Genomic DNA, 20,908 nt, shown 5'->3' on the forward strand with positions numbered 1-20,908 from the left:
CGACGGCGCGTTGCCCTTGCAAAGTCTTGACGTTCGCGAACCGCTCCATCAGCTCTGACAGCTCCGCTTCGATTGCTTGTTGAATCACTTGCCGCGCCCCGTGACGAACCAATTCGTCCAAACCAAGCCCGACTCCCGATAGACCGACGACTGCTTTTTCCGTATCCTTGCTCATGGTGGATGGTTTGATTTTTTGCTGGTTTCCGACTTCGACAATCAGATTCTCAGCTGAAACCTCCACCGCTTTCAACTTCCCGCATCAACTCCCCCGTACACCAGATTCGACTTTAGCTCCCGCGAGGAAGGCTGTTAGCGCTGCGGGTATAGGAGTGCGGAGAAAGCGAATGCCGTCCTGTAATCGGGCGGATAGGGATTGCGTCGCGAGGCAACATCATCCCACGCGAAAGCGTGCAGACTTCCGCGTGGTCTTTCGTCACGAGAGAGCTTGAGTAACCTTCAAAGGAGGAGAAGCAGATGACTGCGCAGACATTCGGCACGGGTGCGTCCTCCGACCGCACGATGCATTGGCACGGTATCAATTGGGCACAATGTTATCGCGAAGTCAGACGGCTGCAGGCACGTATCGTGAAGGCCACACAGGCTGGCAACCATGGGAAGGTGAAAGCCCTGCAGTGGTTGCTGACCCACTCGTTCAGCGGCAAAGCACTCGCCGTCAAGCGAGTGACTGAGAATCAGGGCAGGCGGACACCGGGCGTGGACGGCATCACCTGGTCCACTCCAAAGTCCAAACTCGCAGCAGTGTTGTCGCTCAAACGGCGTGGCTATCGGCCGCGCCCGCTGAGGCGGATATATATCCCGAAGGCCAACGGGACAAAAACTCGCCCTCTGGGAATTCCTTGCATGGTCGACAGGGCACAGCAGGCGCTGTATTTGCTGGCCCTCGAACCCGTTGCGGAAACAACGGCTGATCCGAATTCATATGGGTTCAGGTCTGCGCGTTCAACCGCCGATGCAATCGAGCAATGCTTTCGGGCATTGGCAAGAGACAGTTCTGCATCGTGGATTCTGGAGGCGGATATCCGAAGCTGCTTTGATGAAATTTCGCATGACTGGCTGATCGCCCACATCCCGATGGACAAAGCGATACTGCGAGGATGGTTGAAGGCTGGCTACCTTCATAACCAGATTCTTCACTCAACTGAAGCGGGTACACCACAGGGTGGAATCATCTCGCCCACGTTGATGAACATGACGCTAGACGGACTGGAGCGCATGCTGCGTGCGAAGTATTGCAGCGGCCGCACGCATCCGTTAAAGGTCAACATCGTTCGTTATGCAGATGACTTTGTCATCACTGGCGTAACGCGTGAAGCTCTGACGGATGTTGTGCGGCCAATGGTCGAGCGGTTCCTGGCGGAACGGGGATTGTCGTTATCGCCGGAAAAGACCCGGATCACACACATCGACGATGGGTTCGAGTTCCTTGGCATGAACGTGCGCAAATATGGCGGCAAGTTGTTGATCAAGCCTGCCCGAGCGAACGTCCAGCGCTTTCTGCGCAAGCTGAGGCAAACTGTGAAGGTGAGTGCGTCGGTGCGACAGGATCAATTGATACGCAAGCTCAATCCACTGCTGCGCGGATGGGCAAACTATTATCGGCATGTCGTCTCGAAGCACATCTTCCAGGCAGTCGGTCATGCGGTCTGGCAGTGTCTGTGGAACTGGGCGAGGCGCCGGCATCCGAACAAAGGTGCGGGGTGGGTCCGGCGGAAGTACTTCCGAACCGTCGGCGCCCAACACTGGGTCTTTGGTACGGAGACTGGTACAACGCTCAGTTCAGGAGAGCCTGAACTTCTGAAGCTCTACGACATTGCAGGCACGCCGATTCGACGACACCGGAAACTCAAGGCGACTGCAAACCCATTCGATCCACAGTGGGAACGGTACTTCGAGGATCGGTTAGGCCTCGCCATGCTCGACTCACTCAAAGGTCGAAAGCAGTTGATCCGGTTGTGGCTCGATCAGGCTCGTTCGTGTCCGGTCTGTCAGCAGATGATCACGAAATCCAGTGGCTGGAGTCTATGCCACGTGATTCGGAAAATCGATGGCGGCAAAGATACGCCGGGAAATCTGGTCATGCTGCACTCGGAATGTCGCCGGAACGTGCGTGCTCTCGGACTCTCAGTGGTGAAACCGGCTCGGTCAGACGGGCTTTGCAAGGCTCGAGCGGAGTGCGGGGAAACTCGCATGCTCCGTTCCAAGGGGGCGGCGGCGCCGTAATGCGTTGCTGCTACCCGACCCCGCGTTGACGGCTGGTCGATCGCGAGTCAACAGTAGCCGACGCCTTCCGCGTCTGACCAGGCTACCCGCACGATTAAAACCCTCACCATCCATTATCGCGAATCAAGATATCGCTTATTCGCGTCATCGCGTTGCCCGATAAAAGGTTGGCCGGCACACTTTGATCCAAATCAAACACGCATTCAGGAGACACACACATGCGTACTCAAGTCGGCATCGTCGGCGCTGGTCCTGCTGGACTGCTTCTCTCCCATCTTCTCCACTTACAGGGCATCGATTCGATCGTGCTCGAATCGCGCAGCCGCGAGCAGATCGAATCGACGATACGTGCAGGCGTGCTCGAACAGGGAACGATGGATCTGCTCACGGAAACAGGCGTCGGCGAGCGCATGAAAGCGGAGGGCGCGCTACATCATGGCTTCGAACTCGCTTTCGAAGGCAAGCGCCGCCGCGTGGATCTCACGGACCTGACAGGCAAGTCGATTACCGTCTACGCACAGCACGAAATCATCAAGGATCTGGTTGCGGCGCGGGTAGCCGCGCATGCCGCACTGCATTTCGAAGTGTCGGACGTGTCGCTGCACGATATTGAAAGCGGCACGCCGAGCATTCGTTATCGGCATCAAGGCGAAGCACGCGAACTGCAATGCGATTTCATCATCGGATGCGACGGCTCGCAGGGCATTTCGCGCAACGCCATTCCTGAAACGCTGCGCCGCGATTATCAGCGTGTGTACCCGTTCGGCTGGTTCGGCATTCTCGTCGAAGCGCCGCCTTCAGCAGATGAACTGATCTATGCGCGCCATGAACGCGGCTTTGCACTGGTCAGCACGCGGTCGCCGAACGTGCAGCGCATGTACTTTCAATGCGATCCGAAAGACACGGTCGACAACTGGTCCGACGACCGCATCTGGGCCGAAATGCACGCACGCGTCGATTCGGACGATGGGCACAAGGTGGTGGAAGGCAAGATCTTTCAGAAGAACATCGTCGGCATGCGCAGTTTCGTATCGACGACGATGCAGCACGGCCGCCTGTTCCTTGCCGGCGACGCCGCCCACATCGTGCCGCCGACGGGCGCAAAGGGCCTGAACCTGGCAGTCTCCGACGTGCGTGTTCTATCGGACGCGCTGCGCGCCTTCTATCAGGAAGATCGCTCGGATCTGCTCGACAACTATAGCGAAACGGCGCTCAAGCGTATCTGGCGTGCAGAGCATTTCTCGTACTGGATGACGCGCATGATGCACCGTCTCGACGATGCATCGCCATTCGAGCAGCAATTGCAAGTCGCGGAACTCGAACATGTGACGACGTCACGCAGCGCGGCGATTTCGATGGCGGAGAACTATGTGGGCGCCGTCGCGGTATAAAAGCGGTACGTGGTTCAGTTCAATGACAGATCGGCGTGCGCCGCAGCCTGGAATTCCTTGGGCGTCGCGCCCGTCTGCTTGCGAAAATAGCGGCTGAAATGCGCCGCATCTTCGAAGCCGAGCGCGTGCGCGATCTGTTTGTTCGCCAATCCTGAATAGGACCAGATCGCGCTGTGCGTCGCGTATCAGATGTTCGTTGACGAGCGACATCGGCGAATGGCCGAGTTCGTCTCGGCAAATGCGGCTCAATTGCGCGGCCGTGATGCCAAGTTTTTTCGGCATGGAACTCGACAGGCCGATGCTCGCGGAAATGCGCGGCGACCAGTTCGCGAAAACGCCTGACCTGGCCGCTGCGGCGATCGGCGACAGCGCTCGTTGCCGGCATCGCCGCCGCATCGCCCAACCTTGCTACTTGCACGAAAAGTGCAATCATCAGCGACATGCCGGCCGCAATATGACCGCGCGCATTGCCGCGGTATTCCTGTTCGAGCAGCGTGAAGAGCCGCAACAGCGTGTCGTTGCCCGCTGACGTCTTCACGGAGATTACGGCGGGGCGCTGAATCACGGGCAGCAGCCCATGCGATAGCACTTTCGAAATCGACTCCAGGGCGCGTTGCGCGGCCGTAATAAAGGGGTGAGGTCTTAATGCAACCCTGCTACGTAGCCGCGCTCGCTACGATCAGCCTTCTTCGACATCCCCCCGGCAAGGTTGGGTTCGCGCCGGCGGACCTGCTGAGCATACCCTCTGCGCTGCTCGTGACCGCCGCTGGCATGACGCTCTACAAGCGCCTATCGCACAAGCATTTCGCTCGCGACCGTGAACGCGCTGTCGATCGTCTCGGGGATCAGCTAGTTCGGGTAGTCGAGTCGAGAGCGGGCGTGTTGCATCGGCGATGCCGCCCGGGGCAGCGAGTTGCCGGGTTCAATTCACGTTTGCGTCTCGCCATCGATCAGCGCACCTTCTAAATGCATCACGCTGTGACGTAGCCCGGATCGGCCACCAGGCACCCGCTGCGAACAGGGCAGTGGCGACCAACCCGGATTTGATGTGGTCAACGTGTATTTTCTGGACGCGGAAGGCGGGCGAGGTCCAGATTACTCCGGTCATCCGGCATCCATCACGATGCACGTTTTGTCCGGGTTAACGTCGCCTCTGTCCATTGAGGGGAACGAGGTTCAGGCTCTAAATTGGCGTCATTAAACCCACCCGGCGCTTGCGAGTAACAAGGTTGTTACCTCGCACGCCACCTGTCCGAGCATACCGCCAGCGCAGCGGTATGTTCGGGCGGTTCTAGAGGAGACATCGCCATGGCCCATCAGATAACCCTCCGTTTTGAAGACGGAGTGACCCGCTTCATCGAGTGCGAGGAGAGCGAGCGCATCACCGATGCCGCCATTCGCGCCAAGCTCAACATTCCACTCGATTGCCGTGATGGTGTATGTGGCACCTGCAAGGCGGTCTGCGAGTCCGGCGAGTACGTTCTGGGCGATTGCGTGGAGGATGCGCTTAGCCCGGAGGAGGCCGGCGCCCGCAAGGTTCTCACCTGCCAGATGAGCCCGCGTTCCGACTGCGTGATCCATATCGCCACGAATTCCGATGTCGCGGGTACCGGCCCGTCCTCCCACAGCGGACGGATCGTCGCCTGCCAACGAGCGTCAGACACCACGATCGCCTTCTCGGTCGAACTCGAGGACCGCGCAGGTCTCAGCTTCCTTCCTGGGCAGTATGTCAACATCCGCGTGCCCGGCACCGATCAGACACGGTCATACTCGTTTAGCTCGGGTCCGTCCGAGCCGCACTTGTCCTTCCTTGTGCGCAATGTGCGTCAAGGGGTGATGTCGACCTGGCTCTGCGAAACTGCCAAAGCAGGGGACCCGATCGAGTTTCGCGGTCCGATGGGAAGCTTCTACCTGCGACCCATCGAGCGGCCGGTGCTGTTTCTGGCGGGCGGCACAGGCCTCGCGCCGTTCCTCTCGATGCTGGACAAGATCGTCGAGGACGGCGGTAGCCCATATCCGATCCACATGATCCTGGGTGTGAACGGCGATGAGGATCTGGTTGGCATCGACCGGCTCGAAACCTATGCGCAGCGCCTGCCGAACTTCACGTATGCCTGCACCGTCTCCAGCCCCAACAGTGCCTATCCCAACAAGGGCTATGTGACTCACCACATCATCGCCTCCCAGCTCAACGATGGCGATGCGGATGTCTACCTCTGCGGCCCTCCGCCGATGGTTGATGCGGTGCGCGATTTTCTCTCGTCCGAAGGGCTGACGCCGCGCAATTTCTATTACGAGAAGTTCGCCGACACCGGACTGGTGGTTCAGACCGGCGAGGAGCACATCGCTCCTGCTGATGTCGATGAAGCCTTCGACCTGCGCATGGCTCTCGAACTGGGGGCGGCTCAGCTGACCATGGGCCGGCTGTCGAGCGAGCAATTGATCCTCTTCCGCCAGCTCGCCGAGGCGACCGCGCAGTTCGTGTCCGGGAGGCGTTTTACCGATGTTGCACGCTATGTCGAGGCAAATCACGCCTTCCACATGTTTACGATCGAAGCTTCCGGGAACGCCCAGCTGATCGCGCTGTACCGGCAACTGGCCGTGCAGGACTACATCGCTCGCGCGCTGACCGGCCAGATCGAGATCGTCGGCGATCTCGTCCAGCAGCACCGGGATATTGTCAGCGCCTTTGAACTGGGCGACCTGAACCGGGCTCGAGATGTGATTGCGCTGCATGCGCTCCATTCCAAGGCCACGATGAGCCGGGCGCTGGAGCGTATGGCGATGGGCAAAACCGCACCCATTGCCGCAGTGCCCCCCTCTCTTCCGTCTGCTGTGCCGGAGAGCGCGCCGCAGATCTGCCCATTCACGGCCAGGACCCTTCCGCCTTATTCGCACGAACTGGACTGGCCCGAGGGGCTGGAGCCATTCAAGGTGGTCGATGACGGCTCGCAAGGCGACCCTTACGAGCACTACCGCTGGATGCGGGAGCATGCGCCGGTGCTGCGTTGCCAGTCGGCGACTTCGGACGTGTGGTTCCTCTCGCGCTATGACGATGTCTACCAGGCGATTCGCAATCCGAAGCTGTTTTCCTCCGAGGTCGTCAGCCCGCCACCGCTGACGTTCCTGACGCTCTTCGATGCGCCCGACCATTCGCGGTTACGCAAGGTCGTCCAGCCGTCCTTCCTGCCGCTCGCTCTCGATCCCTTTATCGGGCAGATCGCGCAAAGGGCGGAGGACCTGCTCGACGCGATGATTGCCAAAGGCGGCGGTGATGTCGTCAACGATTTCGCCATCCCGCTCAGCATCTCGACCATCTCGACGATGATCGACGTGCCGAACGAGGATGAGGAGAAGATGAAGTTCTGGTCGGACGAGACCTTTAGCTACTTCGGGCGCCTTGCCCGCAACGCGCCGGGGACGGGCACCGACGAGCAGAGCGCGCAGGCTTTCTTCGCTTACCTGAAGCAAGCGCTGGAGCGGCTCGCTCTCACGGACAGCCAGTCGATCGGCGGCCACATCGCGCGCATGTGGAAGGACGGGCTGCTGTCGGAAAAGGAAGCGAAGGAGTTGTGTGCATTCGTCTTCATCGCCGGGCACGACACGACGACTATCCTCGTCGCCAACGCGTTTCGCATGTTCGCCGAACAGCCGGATCTGCTGGGACGTATCCGCGAAAATCCCGCCGACGCTGACCGTTTCGTCGAGGAGGTGGCGCGCTATCGCGGTACCGTCCAGCGCGTGAGCCGCATCACCACCGAGGCGACCACTGTCGCGGGCGTTGATCTGCCCAAGGGCGCGGTGGTGCGATTGCTGCTGTCGGCTGCGAACCGCGACAGCCGTAAGTTTGCCGAAGGCGAGACGTTCGACATCGACCGCGATTCCAGCGGCCACCTGGGTTTCGGCAACGGCATGCACAAATGCCTTGGCGCGCCGCTTGCCAAGCTGGAGACGCTGATCGCGACGAAAGCGCTGGCCCGCAAGATCGGCGACATTGCGCTCGATCCGGCAAGGCCGATCAAGTATGTGCGTGGCAACAATCTGACCAACTCCGGGCCGGAGCACCTGTTCGTGAAACTGGGTGGGTTATCGGCCTGAACCGGATGAGGGGGCGAGGTCGAGTCAGTCCGCTGCTCCCTTTTCACTCGGCAGGGATCGATCGTAGGCTGCGGAGCGGTATTCGGTTGGCCGGAGTCCCGTCTGCTTGCGGAAGAAGCGACCAAAATAGGCCTCGTCCTGAAAGCCCAGTTCACTGGCGATCTGCTTCACGCTGAGCGTCGAATAGCCGAGCAGCCGCTTGGCCTCATGGATCGCGCGTGCATCGATCGCCTCGATTGCCGAGACGCCAAAAGTGGCACGGCAGATGCGGGAGAGCTGGCCGGTGGTGACGCCCATCTCGTCGGCATAGCTGGCGACCGGCCGCCGCTCACGGCAATGGCGGTCGAGCAGGGCACGGAACCGCTCGATCCGCGCGGCCATTGTCCGCTGCTCGGAACTGGCTGAAAGCCGGGCACTCTCGCTGAGGCGCCCGATCTTGACGAACAGGGTGATCGTCAGCGCTGCGCCTGCGGTGAACTGCCAGCGCTCGTGGCTCTGCGCCTCGTTCCCGATCGACTGAAACAGGGTCTCCAGAGGTGTACCGCGCTCGACGTCGGGGTCGATCGACAGCACCGTCGGCGTGCGCATGAATTCCAGCAGCTCGGGCGCGGCCGTCATCGCCAGCGATTCCAGTGCAGGCTGCGCGGCCGTGATGACGTGACCATCGATATCGCTGCGAAAGTGAAAGCCGTGGACCGCGCGCGCGGGCACGACGATCAGGCACGGCGCTTCGACTGCCCAGGTCTTGCCGTCGATGAAGGTCTCGCCGCCCCCGCTGGTGACGTAGAGCACCTGGATCAACGCATCGTGGACGTGCGGCTTGATGTCGAAGTCGAAACGGCCGGCACGCAGGGAAATGGGTTCGTAATGCACCATGTCGACCCAGGATTGGTCGGCTTCCGCGCCATAGAGCGCGAAATGAAGAACGGTCCGGCGGCGCTGTTGGTCATTGGCCATGATGCACGTTATGTCCTGCTATATGTGATCTCTGTCCATTGTTCCACAGGCGCTTGCGGCGTTCAATGGCATGCAGATTTCAGGAAGCGTAATCGCATGAACAGCTTTAGGAGAGTTAACTACATGGGACAGGAACTTGAAAATCGCGCAACTGCCTCGACACCATACCGGCTGAACCTGAGCGAAAAGGTCTGCGTGGTCACGGGTGCGGGCAGTGGCATTGGTGCCGGCATTGCGCGCGCCTTCGCCGATATCGGAGCACATGTGGCGCTCGTGGATCGGAATCTTGCCGGCGCTGAAGCTGTCGCTGCCGAACTTCGGAAGGCCGGTGCGGTGGCGCAGGCGATCGGCTGTGACGTATCGGACGAAGCCTCGGTTGCCGCCGCTGCGAGCGAGGTTCGCGCAGCGCTCGGGCCCGCCAGCGTGCTCGTCAACAATGCAGGACTTCTGCGCGCCGGACCTCTCGAGACGGTCTCAATCGAGGACTGGAACCAGGCCATCGCAGTGAACCTGACCGGCTATCTTCTGTGTGCTCGAGCTTTCGGACGCGACATGCTGGCGGCGGGCAAGGGCAGTATCGTCCACGTGGCCTCGATTGCGGCGCTCAGTCCGCAGACCAATAGCGGTTCCTATAGCCCGAGCAAGGCGGGCGTGCTGCTGCTCTCGCGGCAGTTGGCGGCGGAGTGGGGCCCACGCGGGGTGCGCAGCAACTGTGTGTTGCCCGGCATGATCCGCACCGCGCTGTCCGCGAAGTTCTATGAGGAGCCCGGCTTCGAGGCTCGCCGCGCCGCCGCCACCGCGAGCCGCCGCATCGGCGAGCCGGAGGACCTCGCCGGCCCTGCACTGTTCCTCGCCTCTGACCTGGCTGCCTACGTCAATGGCGCGGAGGTGCTTGTCGACGGCGGCCTCGATTGCATGCTGATGGACATGGTCCCGCGCCCCGGTTTCAACGCCACCCCGGCCGCGTGAACACCATCACACCATAACGACAAGGAGACTGGATATGGCCAATGAAATCACTTGTGATCTGGTCGTGGTCGGATCGGGTGCTGCGGGTCTCGCCACCGCGATCACTGCGCGCAAGCGCGGCCTCGATGTCATCGTGCTCGAAAAGGAGCCCGTGTTCGGCGGTACCACCGCGCTGTCGGGCGGAGTCTTGTGGATTCCGCTGAGCAAATATGGCCGACAGCAGAACCCGGCTGACACCGTCGAGCGCGTGCGCGAATACATGATGAGCGAGACGGGCAACAACTACGATGCCGCCGCGGTCCAATGCTTTATCGATAACGGGCCGAGAATGGTCGAGTTCTTCGAGCGAGAGACCGAGATGAAGTTCGTGCCCACGCTCTATCCGGACTATCACCCGGACGCGCCCGGCGGCGTCGATATCGGCCGCTCGATTCTCGCCGCGCCCTATGACATTCGCGGGCTGGGCAAGGACATGCGCCGCCTCAAGCCGCCGCTCGAAACGATCACCTTCATGGGGATGATGTTCAATTCCTCGAACGCGGACCTCAAGCACTTCTTCCGCGCGACCAAGTCCATTGTTTCGTTCTTCTACGTGGTCCGGCGTCTGGCTACGCACATCAAGGAACTGGCGCTTTACCGGCGGGGGATCAACGTAACGAGCGGCAACGCGCTCGCCGCGAGGCTCGCGAAGTCGGCGCTGGCGATCGACATTCCGATGGTCACTTCGACGCCCGTGAAGGAACTGCTGAGCGAAGACGACAAGGTGGTCGGTGTGCGTGCCGTCGCAGCGGACGGTGAGCTTCGGATCACCGCCCGGCACGGCGTCGTGCTGGCTTGCGGCGGCTTCCCACATGATCTCAAGCGCATCGCGCGGGTCTATCCGCATGTGAAGCGTGGGGGTGAGCATCTCTCGCCCACGCCCGTTGGCAATACGGGCGACGGGCTGACCATGGCGGAGAAGGTGGGTGGTGCCGTGAAGCTCGGCTTCCCCGATGCGTCGGCCTGGATGCCTGTCTCGAAGGTGCCCTTCGGCAAGGGCCGCACGGGCGTATTCCCGCACCTGCTCGACCGCTATAAGCCCGGCGTGATCGGCGTGCTGCGGAGCGGTCAGCGCTTCACCAATGAATCGAACTCCTACCACGATGTTGGTTCGGCGCTGATCCGCGCCTGCGAGGGTGAGCGGGAGACGGCGATGTGGCTCATCTGCGATAAGGTGGCGCTGGGCAAGTATGGCTTGGGCTATGCCAAGCCCGCGCCGATGCCGGTGGGGCCGTTGCTGCGCAAAGGCTATCTCATCAAGGGCGAGACGATCGGCGAGCTGGCGCGCAATTGCGGGATTGCTCCTGATGCGCTCGAGATGACGGTCCATGCCTACAACCTCGATGCGGGGCGCGGAGAAGACCCGGCGTTCCATCGCGGTCGCACATCGTTCAACCGTTATCTCGCCGATCCGGACAACAAGCCCAATCCTTGCGTTGCGCCGATCATGACCGGCCCCTTCTACGCGGTGAAGGTGGTGATGGGCGATCTGGGCACGTTCGACGGCCTCAGTACCAGCGTCACCGGCGAGGTGCTGCGCGCCGACGGCAGCCAGATTGAGGGCCTTTACGCGGTCGGCAATGACCGGCGCAGCGTGATGGGCGGCAACTATCCGGGCGCCGGCATCACCCATGGGCCCAACATGACGTTCGGCTATGTCACGGGTAATGCCATCGCCACCAAAGCCATGACCTGCAAGGAGAAGGTAGACGCATGAGCATCCACCCAATGTATCTGGCAAAGCCCCTCGTGGATTTCCGGGTCTACACCATCGCGCTGCGCAAGATGCCCGAGTTTCTCGAGGTGTTTGACAGGCTCGCCATGCCAATCCTGCTCGAGACACTTGGACATCCGCTCGGCTTTTGGACAAGTCTCGTCGGGCCGCAGAACCAGTTCACCCATCTGTGGGGGTATGACGATCTTGCAGACTACGAACGACGCTGCGTTGCACGCGATACGCATCCGGATTTCCCGGCCTATCTCAAGGCATCGGGCCATCTGATCACGGCACAGGAGACACGGCTCATTCGTGCAGCCGCGCTGGCTAGTGTCGCAGAGTTAGGTGGCTGTCTATAGCGAGGCGCCTCCGGTGAACTGTACGAATGACTCGCACTGAATTGGTTTTTCCTCTAACTGCTACCTTGTCATTGCACAGCTGGTCGCGCGTGCGAAAACAGACGACTGGCTTCGGACCGATCACCTTGTCGAGTCAAGGAGAATGTGGTCGCAGGCCAATGGCGTTTTCCCTGACTGGTTCGAAAGCGTTCGACTGGCTCACGCGTCCATGCAGTTTGCAGAATCCGTACGGGCTATTGAGCTACTGCAGGACGTTGAGGTGCTTTCAAAACTGCTTACCGACGCGAGGCGACTGGATTACCGGTCTCCAATAGTTCGCGGCATATTGGACGTTTGCGCAGCCCGGCTCAAGACGTGGCGGTACCAGATGTAGCAGCCAGTTTTGGTCGGCGCCTGGCTTTTCGCAAGTCAGGCCCCGCGCATGTTGTTCTGGTCGCCGCATGCGCGGAAATCAATGCAGCGGGGCATCTACCACCGAAATGGCCGGAACCAGCGCGCGGCAGGACGTTCAGCCAGTCGCACCAGCACCGAAGCAAGTCGTCGTCCTCTTCCGCGTCTGGATCGGCGCGAGACGAGCGTATGCAGTCGTCGATAAATTCCATGATGACCGCTTCGTATTCGATGGTTGGCGTCCTCGACGTTACTGTCCGCACATGGCCTTGTGATGGAAGTATGCAAGCTGCAGGTATTGAAGTCGGCGAAGACGAAGAGAAGCGAGAGAAGCGATCGCATGTCGCCGCACCGCGATGCTCGTCAGGCGTGTACAGTTTAGCCGTTCAGGAGGATCGATGGATCGCCGCCACTTCCTCAAGTCTTCGGCCTTTTTCACGATTGCGGCCGCCACCAGCGCGCTTGGCGCTCCACGGCCGGTCGCTCCGGCCGGTGCTTTGCGCAAAGGCCGCTATCAGTTTCCACAGGGCGTCGCCAGCGGTGATCCGCGCGATCACTCCATCGTCTTCTGGACGCGGTGCGTGCCAGTACACGGGGACGCAAGGCAACACGCAAAAAGCGTTGCGCGCGCAGTGCCGTTACGCCTCGAGGTATCGACGCGGCCTGATTTCCCGGCTCTCGTCGCCAGCGTACCGCTGAGGGCACTGGCCACCTATGACTTCACCGTGCGCACGAAGGTGACGGGTTTATCACCGAAGACCACGTACCACTATCGGTTCGTCGCCGGCGACGACATGAGCGTCACGGGTATCGCGCGCACGGCTTCCGATGCACACGAGGCCAATAATCAGATTCGCTTCGCGTGGCTCACCTGTCAGGACTGGAGCGTCAATCACTGGCAAGCAATGAGCCTGCTGGCAGCGGAAAGCGATCTCGATTTCGTCGTGCATGTGGGCGATTACATCTATGAAACGGTCGGGGCCGCGAGGCCCGGCGCGGTCGAGGCAGCGCATCCTTCGCTGCGGCTGCCTGACGGAAAGCCGCTCGCCGACGGCCGCGCATATGCCAATACGCTCGAAGACTATCGGATGCTCTATCGCACCTATCGTAGCGACCCGCGCTTGCAGACGCTACACCAGCGCCTGCCGATGATCGCGATATGGGACGACCACGAATTTTCCGACGACTGTTGGCAGGATCACCAGGTCTACACGAATGCGGAAACGCAGGAGACACAGCGCCGCCGCAATGCCAGCCGCGCGTGGGCGGAGTATATGCCGGTGGACTGGGGCGACGTGCGCTTCGAGCCGGGCAATCCGTCGTACACCAACATTCGAATCTACCGCGAATTTCGCTTTGGCATGCTGATGCATCTCGTGATGACGGACGAGCGGCTGTATCGCGACGACCATGTCGTGAGCGAGGCGGCTGTCGCACGCGCGCACGGGCACGACCCGGTACATGGCGACGACGCGGCCGGCTCGCGCTACTTCGTCAAGCAGGACGTGCTGCAGCGCTTCGAGGCGTGGGATACTGCGCAGCTCGGCCGCGCGCCGTCGATGCTCGGCCCGGAGCAGACGCAATGGTGGAAGAGCACGATGAAGAGCTCGCCTGCGACCTGGAAGGTGTGGGGCAACGAGGTTATGCTAAACCGTCTGTGGGCATTGATGCCGGGCGCGCCAGGGACACCGGCAGCACGCCTCGTGATCGATTGCGATGCATGGGACGGCTATCCGGCACACAAGCATGAACTTCTCTCATACCTGAAGGAGCAGGGAATCCGTAACGTTGTCGCCATCAGCGGGGACCTGCATGCATTTCAGTGCGGCGTGGTGCGGGACGACCCGGACCCCGCATCGGGTACGCCCGTGATCGTCGATTTCGTCTGCGCCGGCATCAGCAGCACGTCCTTCTATTCCTACATGAAAGCCGCATGGGGCGGCACACCGCTCGCGTCGCTGGTGGCTGCTCCGGCCAGATTCGACACCTTCCTGTTGACGAATAACCCCGATCTGCGCCACGCCGATCACGACGCGCAGGGCTATGCGTCAGCCACCGTCACGCCGGAGAGCTTTTCCGTGGTGTTCAACAAAGTGAGGCCGTTGAACCCGGACGGCACCACGCCCGCGGACGCCTTGCTCGAGCGCACACGGCTGATTGTGCCCAGGGACTCGGTCGAGGTACGCGTCGAGCGCTTCTAGCTTCCACCGAGGCAGGCATGATGTCGGCGATCGCATCGCCTCGTCGCGACAGTACCGCGGACAAAGATATCGGGCGGTCTGCGGATGCGATCATGGGTGCCTGCGCCGCACAGGGCGCGGCCTGAAGACGGGCAGGCGCGATGCCGCAGGCAAGCGCCTGGTGCGCCCATTTGACTGCGGTGTGGAGTCTCACTCTCGCATCAATGCGGCTGTGTAGCCTTGGCGCAGGAGCGCAGTGGCTTCAGCAGCGCCTACTGGCTTGCTGAAGTGGAACCCCTGCGCCTTGGTCGCCCGATTCGTATCCGCGAGAAACATGCGCTGCTGTTCGGTCTCCACGCCCTGGGCAATCACCCCGATCCCCGCCTCGTGCGCGAGGGCCACCATGGCGCGGATCGTCGCCGCGCCTTCGGGATCGCCAGTGAGCCGCTGGATGACCGGGCGGGCGATCTTCACATGACTCACAGGCAAACTCCGGATGTAGTCGAACGACGCGTATTCGTTGCCGAAATCATCGATGGCGATCTTCGTACCGAGTTTGCGCAACCCATGCAGCACATCGTTTTGCGCCCAGGCGAGGCGGGTCAGCGTCGCCTCCGTGACGTCGAACTCCAGATCGGATGGGGCCAGCCGCCACCGCTCGATCGTCTCGCCGACATCGCGAACAAATGTCTGTCCGCTCACGAGTTCGCACGAGGACAGATTGACTGCGATCATCAGCGGAGCGACTCCCTCGTCGCGCCATGCCCGCATCTGCCGGCATGCCTGATCCAGTACCCAGTGTCCAATGCCCGACATGGTTCCAGCCTGCTCGGCGATCGGCATGAAAACGTCCGGAATGAGCAGGCCGCGCGTCCGGTGATGCCAGCGAACCAATGCTTCCATCCCGACAATGTTCCCGGACGATAGCTCGACCTCGGGCTGGTACTGAAGCTCCAGCTCGCTGAGATCGATGGCGCGTGCCAGATCGTCTGCGAGTGTCATGCGTTCGCAGACAGCGCGATCGAACGCGTCGGCATGAAAGCGATACCGGTTGCCGCCCTCCTGCTGCGCGCGGCGCAGCGCGAGGTCGGCATGGGCGAGCAAGGCGTGCACGTCAGCATCGCCATGGAGGTAGGGGCGCACACCGATGCTGGCGGTGATATGGACATCGTTTCCGTCGAGGCGGCAGGCTGCCGCCAGCGCGTGCTGGAACTTCACCGCCAGGCAGGCTGCAGTGGTCGGCTCGCCCGCTTCCGTCTGCAGTACAGCAAATTCGCCGCCGCCAAGCCGGGCGACGAGATCGAACTCGCCCGTACAGGCCGTCAGACGCATCGCGGTCTCCCGAAGCAACATATCGCCGACCGCATGACCCAGCGTGTCCCCGACCGAGTCGAAATGGTCGATGTCGAGGAGGAGAACGGCAAACGGCATGGCGCCGCGCCGGGCAGCCGCCAACGTGTGGCGTAGCCGGTGCACGAATGTCGCGCGATTCGCGAGGCCGGTCGGCGCATCCGTGCCCGCGAGCCGCGCGAGGTGCTCCTCCGCGGCCTCCTTCCCCACCATGCCGAGCAGCATCCCCTCGACTTCGATGAGCCGTCCGTCCCTGTCGCGCACCGGAATGAGCCGGTTCTCGACCCAGCCGCAGGTGCCGTCGCCAGCCTGCATGCGGCATTCGACGGATGCGCCGTTGCAGTTGCGCGCCAGCACGCGAGCCATGGCCGCGTCGACCCTCGTCCGGTCGCGCGGATCGACCAGGTTCGTGATGCGCGCCTGCGACGCGAGCAACGCGTCACGGTCGTGCCCGAACCGTGCGATCTCGTGGGATAGGTATACGAGCGGAAGCGCCGGCTCGCCGCGCAGACGGTAAAGGACGACGGGCCTGTTCTCCACGCTGACGCTCGCCTCGTCGAGCGCCTCGATTCTTGCCTCGACTGCCTGCGCGAAGCTACCCATTGCCGGAGCGGAAGCGCACGGGCCTGTCGTTTTGGATCTCTGGTCCTCGGCGCGATGGCTGTGCCCCGGTAGAACCTTTGCGCTCCCCGGGGCGGCCGATGCCAGCTTCGCGCGATGCGCCCCGCCCCGTGATGGCCAATGCTGCGCCGCTTGTGCCGAAACCATGATTGCCTCCGAGGACGATGAGCCGGCATGACGGTGTGCGGACCCGCCGAAGCTCTGCGCCGCGCAGGATTGACGTTCCCGCGTGCCCGTCTGGTCAGACGATTAAAAGTATAGCTGCCCGTGTTCGTCTCACAAGCTCGGCTGCTTGTCCGCAACCGGGAAATCTGCGGTCATCCTGCATGGCCAGTCGAACGCCCCGTTAAGCGTCGGCAGCGCCTGCTGCGTACGGATTAGCTCTTCCTCCACACGCATGCGCGGCGAGGTCTCCTGGACCAGCCATCCCCCGAAAGGCTCACCGTCGCCATACGCAGCGCGAGACCGGCCGCATGCCCTGCGTATCGCGCCACCCTTCGGCGAGGATCTCTTTTCGGAAAGGCACCGCCGCTACAATGACCGGACAGTGCTTCAGGCGGCGAAAACTGCCGAGCCGGACTACTCGGTCCTGAGAAGAATGAAAGTTACCGCGCCCGGACTGACAGAAAGGAGGATGTCGGGACATGGAAGGGTTAGCGCGGGAACTGGAGCCGCATTCGGTCCGGTCTCGTGTCGCCTCGATGCGGGTAACTTCGAAACTGCCCGCTCGCTCGCGGCAAGGAGTGCATTCTGTATGAATCAACGGCATGCAATGCGTTGCCTTGAGCGCCAGCGACTTGCCGGACCTTATGCCGCCCAGGTAGTCGAGCTGCGGAGCTGGCGATTGCCTGCAGCTTGCGACTTTATTACCGTGATATCGATTCCATTTTTAATGCGTTTTGATGCGAGTGGGCAGAAATTACTAAATCCAGGTTTTCATCGCGAGCATACCGTTAGATTTCACGGCAATACGATTGCATTGAGTCTCTCAATTGTGTACGTTTTAAGCAAGAAGGCGCCAAGCGTCCCGTGGGAACAAGTATTAAGAGATTCCGAGGGCAAAGATGAATCCAATTGTCGAGCGTGACATCATGCATATCGGCCGGGTTATGCGTGCGACCGTTGTCCAGTGTGCTCCGGAGATTATGCTTGTTGACTATTGGCGCAATCGGCTGAGCACCCGCATTGAAACGTCTCGTCTGACGGAATATCAACTCAATACGTTGACAAGAACTGATGCACGAGCTCGATGAAATTGAGCGACGAATAAATAGGAAAAGCCCGCAGCCGATTAGACTTCACGTGTCGCATGATGCAGTCGAATCGTTATAGACCAACTCTGCAAGCGCATCTTAACAAATCACTTGAGTGGTCGCCTGAAGACAGGTTTTTGTTCGTGTTATTGCGGTGAGGTTTCCTTATATTTAAGGAGTGCAGATAAAACCATGGACCAACCTCTGAAATTGGACCTTCGGGCGAGAGCCGAATTGCTTGCCTTTCTGGTTGAGTCTCAACTTCTGGCAAGGTTCGTTAGTGGCGATTGGCTCACTATCGGGAACGTCGTCGAATTGGAACGAATCTGGCTCGCCGCAAATGGAGGCGACGCAGACTGGCTTCAGCGGGTGTCAATCTCAAGCTGGTCGCAGACGCTTGCTGAACGCGCCGAGGTGAATTTGCCGGTGGTGCTCGGCGACGAGTCGGCCGCGGCTTCTGAAAATCCCCGACTCGACTTCCGCGCTACGTTCGTGCGAGCGGTCTATGACATGTGTCTGGACCATCTCGTGGAGATGGGCTGGTTCATGAATGGCACACTGCGCTCACACGACGGCGAAGCACCGTGAGGAAGGTCATCTCATGCTTGCTTGCCGGGGCGCCGGAGGAGGAAGAGGGGTAGATGTCCTCTTCTGCGTCGGGCATCCACTATCCGGCGAGCTACGAGCGCCGCAGCGGTCTGCATCAAGGCATCCAGGTTTGCCAGTTTGCTGAAAATTGCGCTTTACGTGAGTGATTTTCGCGCAGTGGTTCGCGCCACATACCGATAGGTCTGCGTGGGGCAGCGGCGTTAGCCGGTACTCGCTCCGGCCGAGGTGGTTGTCGATGGAGCAAATCTTCGTTTCCCGGGCCAGCGCGATTCAACGACTTCTCGAGAGACGGCGGGATCTCATGTCCGAGATCGAATGCAACCCGTCCCGTGCGCACGCTATTGCGGATGTCGAGCAGCTTCTGCTTGACGTCAGAGCCGGCCGACTGAATGTGTTCCAGTTCACCGACGGCATGGGGCAGATATGCCGCCTTTTCATTCTGTAGATGCGGCGCGCGAGTAGAGGCTCCGATTCGCTCTCGCAAGAGAGCAGCCGAGGATACCGCTCGTAGGCGACGCATCGCATTGGTCATTGATGCCAGGCGGCCAAATGCTCTAAAGTCATCTCCGGGAACACCGGAGCGGGGGGAACACCCTCCTGCAGCCGTCGCCGTGGCGAAAGAAGAAGTGTGTGAATTGCTCACCGTCGTGCGTAGTCTCAACGCACACATAGCGCTTTCCGCCCGAGACCGTACGGCCAAACGCGTGGAGCGGCCCCCTGAATCGCCGGACAGAATCCCCGGAAGCTCGAACCGAAGGCGCTTGCAGTCAGGATGGCAGCGACAGCCACATGCGAGCAATGCAGTTCCGTTCAACTGCACCTGAAAAAATTTCACTATGCGCATCCCACCACTAAAGGCGATCATCGCCTTCGAATGCATCGCCAGAACCAGGAGCGTCAACCGGGCAGCAGAGGAGCTTGGCCTCACCGCGTCAGCAGTGAGCCATCAGTTGAGCAATCTCGAGTCGATCATCGGTCAACCGTTGTTTCAACGAACCGGGCGCGGCCTCGTCCTCACGCCCACAGGCGAGCGCTACCTGTCTGATGTAACGGGTTCGCTGGCAGATCTCAGCCGCGCGACGGAGCGGGCGTCGAGCCGCAAGGAGGTCGACATCCTGCGAGTGCATTCAAGCCCGAGCTTTGGCCTCATGTGGCTGATGCCGCGACTGGCTTCATTCCAGGAGGCGAATGGCGACATCCAGTTGAACCTCGCGTGCTCTTACGAGAACGTCTCGTTTTCGAACGGCTACTACGACATCGATATTCGTCACGGATACGGCGAGTGGAGCAATGTCGAAGTGAAAACTGTCAGGGGCGAGTTCATCGCGCCGTTGGCCTCGCCGAAGTACCTGGAACAACACCCGGTAAAGACACCCGAAGACCTTCTTGCGCACCGGCTCATTTATTCCGAGGCGCCGCTAGTCCAGTGGCGTCAATGGTTTGGACGCCTCGGCGTGACGGGCGCACAAAAGACCTTTGATTTCTCATTCGACCGTTCATATATGTCTATCGAGACGGCGGCGCTGGGACTCGGCATCGCACTGGAGAGCTTGATGCTGGCGTCGGTCAAGGTCCGGGAAGGCGCGCTGGTTCCAGTCTTCGACGATGCGCATTCAGTCGAGGTCGGTGCTCATCATCTTGTTTACCCGAGCCAGAACGCGGACTTGCCAAGGGTCGCCAGGTTCCTTGCATGGATTGAGCAAGAGATTGAACGCAGCACGCCCCGCGTGTCAGGGAAATCCCGGGCTAGCTGAAATTTTCTCAGCACGAGTTGAGGAAAACTGCGTTGATGGACAGGTCGCTGACGGAGAAACTTCCGCCTACACCTAGTTCATCAACGGAGACATCAGCATGTTGCTCGAGAATCAAGTGGTCATCATCACGGGCGCGGCATCGGCGCGCGGCATCGGCAAAGCGACGGCAAAAGCGATGGCCGCGCAGGGCGCCCGCGTCGCCATCCTGGACCTGAAACAAGCCGACGCGGAAAGCGCGGCGCGCGATCTGGGTGACGGACACCTTGGTCTGGCGTGCGATGTCACCGACAAGGAAGCATGCGTGAACGCCGCGAATGCCGTCGTGCAGAAATACGGCCGCATCGATGCGCTCGTGAACAATGCAGGCATCACCCAGCCCATCAAGACACTCGAAATTGGCCGCGATAACTTCGACGCGGTGATGGGTGTCAGTTTGCTCGGCACGCTGTACATGTCGCAAGCGGTGATTCCGCAAATGAAGAAGCAGCGAAACGGGAGTATTGTGTGCATGTCGTCTGTCTCCGCGCAACGCGGCGGCGGCATCTTCGGCGGCCCGCACTACAGCGCGGCTAAAGCGGGCGTACTCGGGCTTGCCAAGGCAATGGCGCGCGAGTTCGGCGCCGATCATATCCGCGTGAACTCAATCACGCCGGGTCTCATTCAGACGGACATCACGGGCGACAAGCTGACGCCGGAAATGCGCGCCGACATCATCAAGGGCATTCCGCTTGGACGCCTGGGTGAAGCCAACGATATCGCCAACGCGTGCCTGTTCCTGGCAAGCAGTCTGTCGACCTACCTCACGGGCATCACGCTCGATATCAACGGCGGCATGCTGATTCATTGACGTTGAAGTCGCGTGCGCTTCGCAACGACGCGCACGCTCCCGGCGCACCCGAAACACGCAGGGCGTCGCGCCGCTGAGAAGGTCCACAAGCTTGCGGTCAGGCGAACCAGCGATGACATGCGTCTGACCAACA

17 protein-coding genes and 1 pseudogene are annotated in these 20,908 nt (G+C 60.9%); 13 read left to right on the forward strand and 5 right to left on the reverse strand.

Translation table 11 applies throughout. The annotated features are described in order from the left end of the window. A pseudogene (locus GCT13_RS28250) lies at positions 1-175 on the reverse strand (IS256 family transposase); the annotation flags it as partial. Between the two features lie 299 nt (positions 176-474). On the opposite strand from GCT13_RS28250, the gene ltrA reads away from it, so the two are divergent. Continuing rightward, a complete protein-coding gene (ltrA, locus tag GCT13_RS28255; RefSeq protein ID WP_152763678.1) occupies positions 475-2,241 on the forward strand; it encodes a group II intron reverse transcriptase/maturase in 1,767 nt (588 codons plus the stop codon). A gap of 218 nt (positions 2,242-2,459) precedes the next feature. Then, positions 2,460-3,632: a 4-hydroxybenzoate 3-monooxygenase gene (locus GCT13_RS28260; protein WP_152763680.1), complete on the forward strand. Its 1,173-nt coding sequence runs from the start codon at positions 2,460-2,462 to the stop codon at positions 3,630-3,632. A 14-nt stretch (positions 3,633-3,646) separates the two neighbouring features. Here GCT13_RS28260 and GCT13_RS49555 read toward each other — a convergent pair whose 3' ends face one another. After that, positions 3,647-3,781, reverse strand: coding sequence for a helix-turn-helix domain-containing protein (locus tag GCT13_RS49555; RefSeq protein WP_227747050.1), 135 nt, complete (start codon positions 3,779-3,781; stop codon positions 3,647-3,649). A gap of 149 nt (positions 3,782-3,930) precedes the next feature. Between GCT13_RS49555 and GCT13_RS49560 the strand changes: the two genes are divergently transcribed. Both GCT13_RS49560 and benC read left to right on the forward strand, forming a co-directional pair. After that, positions 3,931-4,161 (forward strand): hypothetical protein, encoded by a 231-nt coding sequence (locus GCT13_RS49560; protein WP_227747051.1) that lies wholly within the window; start codon positions 3,931-3,933, stop codon positions 4,159-4,161. Between the two features lie 779 nt (positions 4,162-4,940). Then, positions 4,941-7,730 carry a benzoate 1,2-dioxygenase electron transfer component BenC gene (benC, locus tag GCT13_RS28270; protein ID WP_152763682.1) on the forward strand — a complete coding sequence of 930 codons (2,790 nt, stop codon included), beginning with the start codon at positions 4,941-4,943 and terminating at the stop codon, positions 7,728-7,730. 24 nt (positions 7,731-7,754) lie between these two features. On the opposite strand, the gene GCT13_RS28275 is transcribed toward benC, so the two are convergent. Continuing rightward, entirely contained in the window at positions 7,755-8,687 is a 933-nt protein-coding gene (locus GCT13_RS28275) for a helix-turn-helix domain-containing protein (protein WP_152763684.1), read from the reverse strand. Between the two features lie 123 nt (positions 8,688-8,810). On the opposite strand from GCT13_RS28275, the gene GCT13_RS28280 reads away from it, so the two are divergent. The 3 genes from GCT13_RS28280 to GCT13_RS28290 are packed head-to-tail and all read left to right on the forward strand — an operon-like array spanning position 8,811 to position 11,771. Beyond that, positions 8,811-9,656, forward strand: a complete 846-nt coding sequence (locus GCT13_RS28280; protein WP_152763821.1) for an SDR family NAD(P)-dependent oxidoreductase — start codon at positions 8,811-8,813, stop codon at positions 9,654-9,656. A 34-nt stretch (positions 9,657-9,690) separates the two neighbouring features. Beyond that, a complete protein-coding gene (locus GCT13_RS28285; protein WP_152763686.1) occupies positions 9,691-11,412 on the forward strand; it encodes an FAD-dependent oxidoreductase in 1,722 nt (573 codons plus the stop codon). Beyond that, positions 11,409-11,771, forward strand: coding sequence for an NIPSNAP family protein (locus tag GCT13_RS28290; RefSeq protein ID WP_152763688.1), 363 nt, complete (start codon positions 11,409-11,411; stop codon positions 11,769-11,771). Before GCT13_RS28285 ends, GCT13_RS28290 begins: the two co-directional genes overlap by 4 nt. 776 nt (positions 11,772-12,547) lie before the next feature. Here GCT13_RS28290 and GCT13_RS50950 read toward each other — a convergent pair. After that, positions 12,548-12,718: a hypothetical protein gene (locus GCT13_RS50950; protein WP_321574677.1), complete on the reverse strand. Its 171-nt coding sequence runs from the start codon at positions 12,716-12,718 to the stop codon at positions 12,548-12,550. A gap of 24 nt (positions 12,719-12,742) precedes the next feature. Between GCT13_RS50950 and GCT13_RS28295 the strand changes: the two genes are divergently transcribed. Beyond that, on the forward strand, positions 12,743-14,362 hold the full coding sequence (locus tag GCT13_RS28295; RefSeq protein ID WP_321574676.1) for an alkaline phosphatase D family protein: 1,620 nt from the start codon (positions 12,743-12,745) through the stop codon (positions 14,360-14,362). Between the two features lie 189 nt (positions 14,363-14,551). Here GCT13_RS28295 and GCT13_RS28300 read toward each other — a convergent pair whose 3' ends face one another. Then, on the reverse strand, positions 14,552-16,294 hold the full coding sequence (locus GCT13_RS28300; protein ID WP_227747052.1) for a putative bifunctional diguanylate cyclase/phosphodiesterase: 1,743 nt from the start codon (positions 16,292-16,294) through the stop codon (positions 14,552-14,554). A 772-nt stretch (positions 16,295-17,066) separates the two neighbouring features. Between GCT13_RS28300 and GCT13_RS28305 the strand changes: the two genes are divergently transcribed. From GCT13_RS28305 to GCT13_RS28325, 5 genes are all read left to right on the forward strand, one after another. After that, on the forward strand, positions 17,067-17,399 hold the full coding sequence (locus GCT13_RS28305; protein ID WP_152763695.1) for a hypothetical protein: 333 nt from the start codon (positions 17,067-17,069) through the stop codon (positions 17,397-17,399). Positions 17,400-17,757: 358 nt separating this feature from the next. After that, entirely contained in the window at positions 17,758-18,153 is a 396-nt protein-coding gene (locus tag GCT13_RS28310) for a hypothetical protein (RefSeq protein ID WP_152763697.1), read from the forward strand. Positions 18,154-18,475: 322 nt separating this feature from the next. After that, the gene (locus tag GCT13_RS28315; protein ID WP_227747053.1) at positions 18,476-18,619 is read left to right on the forward strand and encodes a hypothetical protein; all 144 of its coding nucleotides are present in this window, start codon (positions 18,476-18,478) and stop codon (positions 18,617-18,619) included. Between the two features lie 391 nt (positions 18,620-19,010). Further along, on the forward strand, positions 19,011-19,928 hold the full coding sequence (locus GCT13_RS28320) for a LysR substrate-binding domain-containing protein (protein ID WP_152763701.1): 918 nt from the start codon (positions 19,011-19,013) through the stop codon (positions 19,926-19,928). A gap of 97 nt (positions 19,929-20,025) precedes the next feature. Then, positions 20,026-20,775, forward strand: a complete 750-nt coding sequence (locus GCT13_RS28325) for an SDR family NAD(P)-dependent oxidoreductase (RefSeq protein ID WP_152763703.1) — start codon at positions 20,026-20,028, stop codon at positions 20,773-20,775. Positions 20,776-20,908: the final 133 nt, after the last annotated feature.

It is taken from the genome of Paraburkholderia franconis (assembly GCF_009362735.1).
In the GTDB taxonomy this organism is placed as follows: domain Bacteria; phylum Pseudomonadota; class Gammaproteobacteria; order Burkholderiales; family Burkholderiaceae; genus Paraburkholderia; species Paraburkholderia franconis.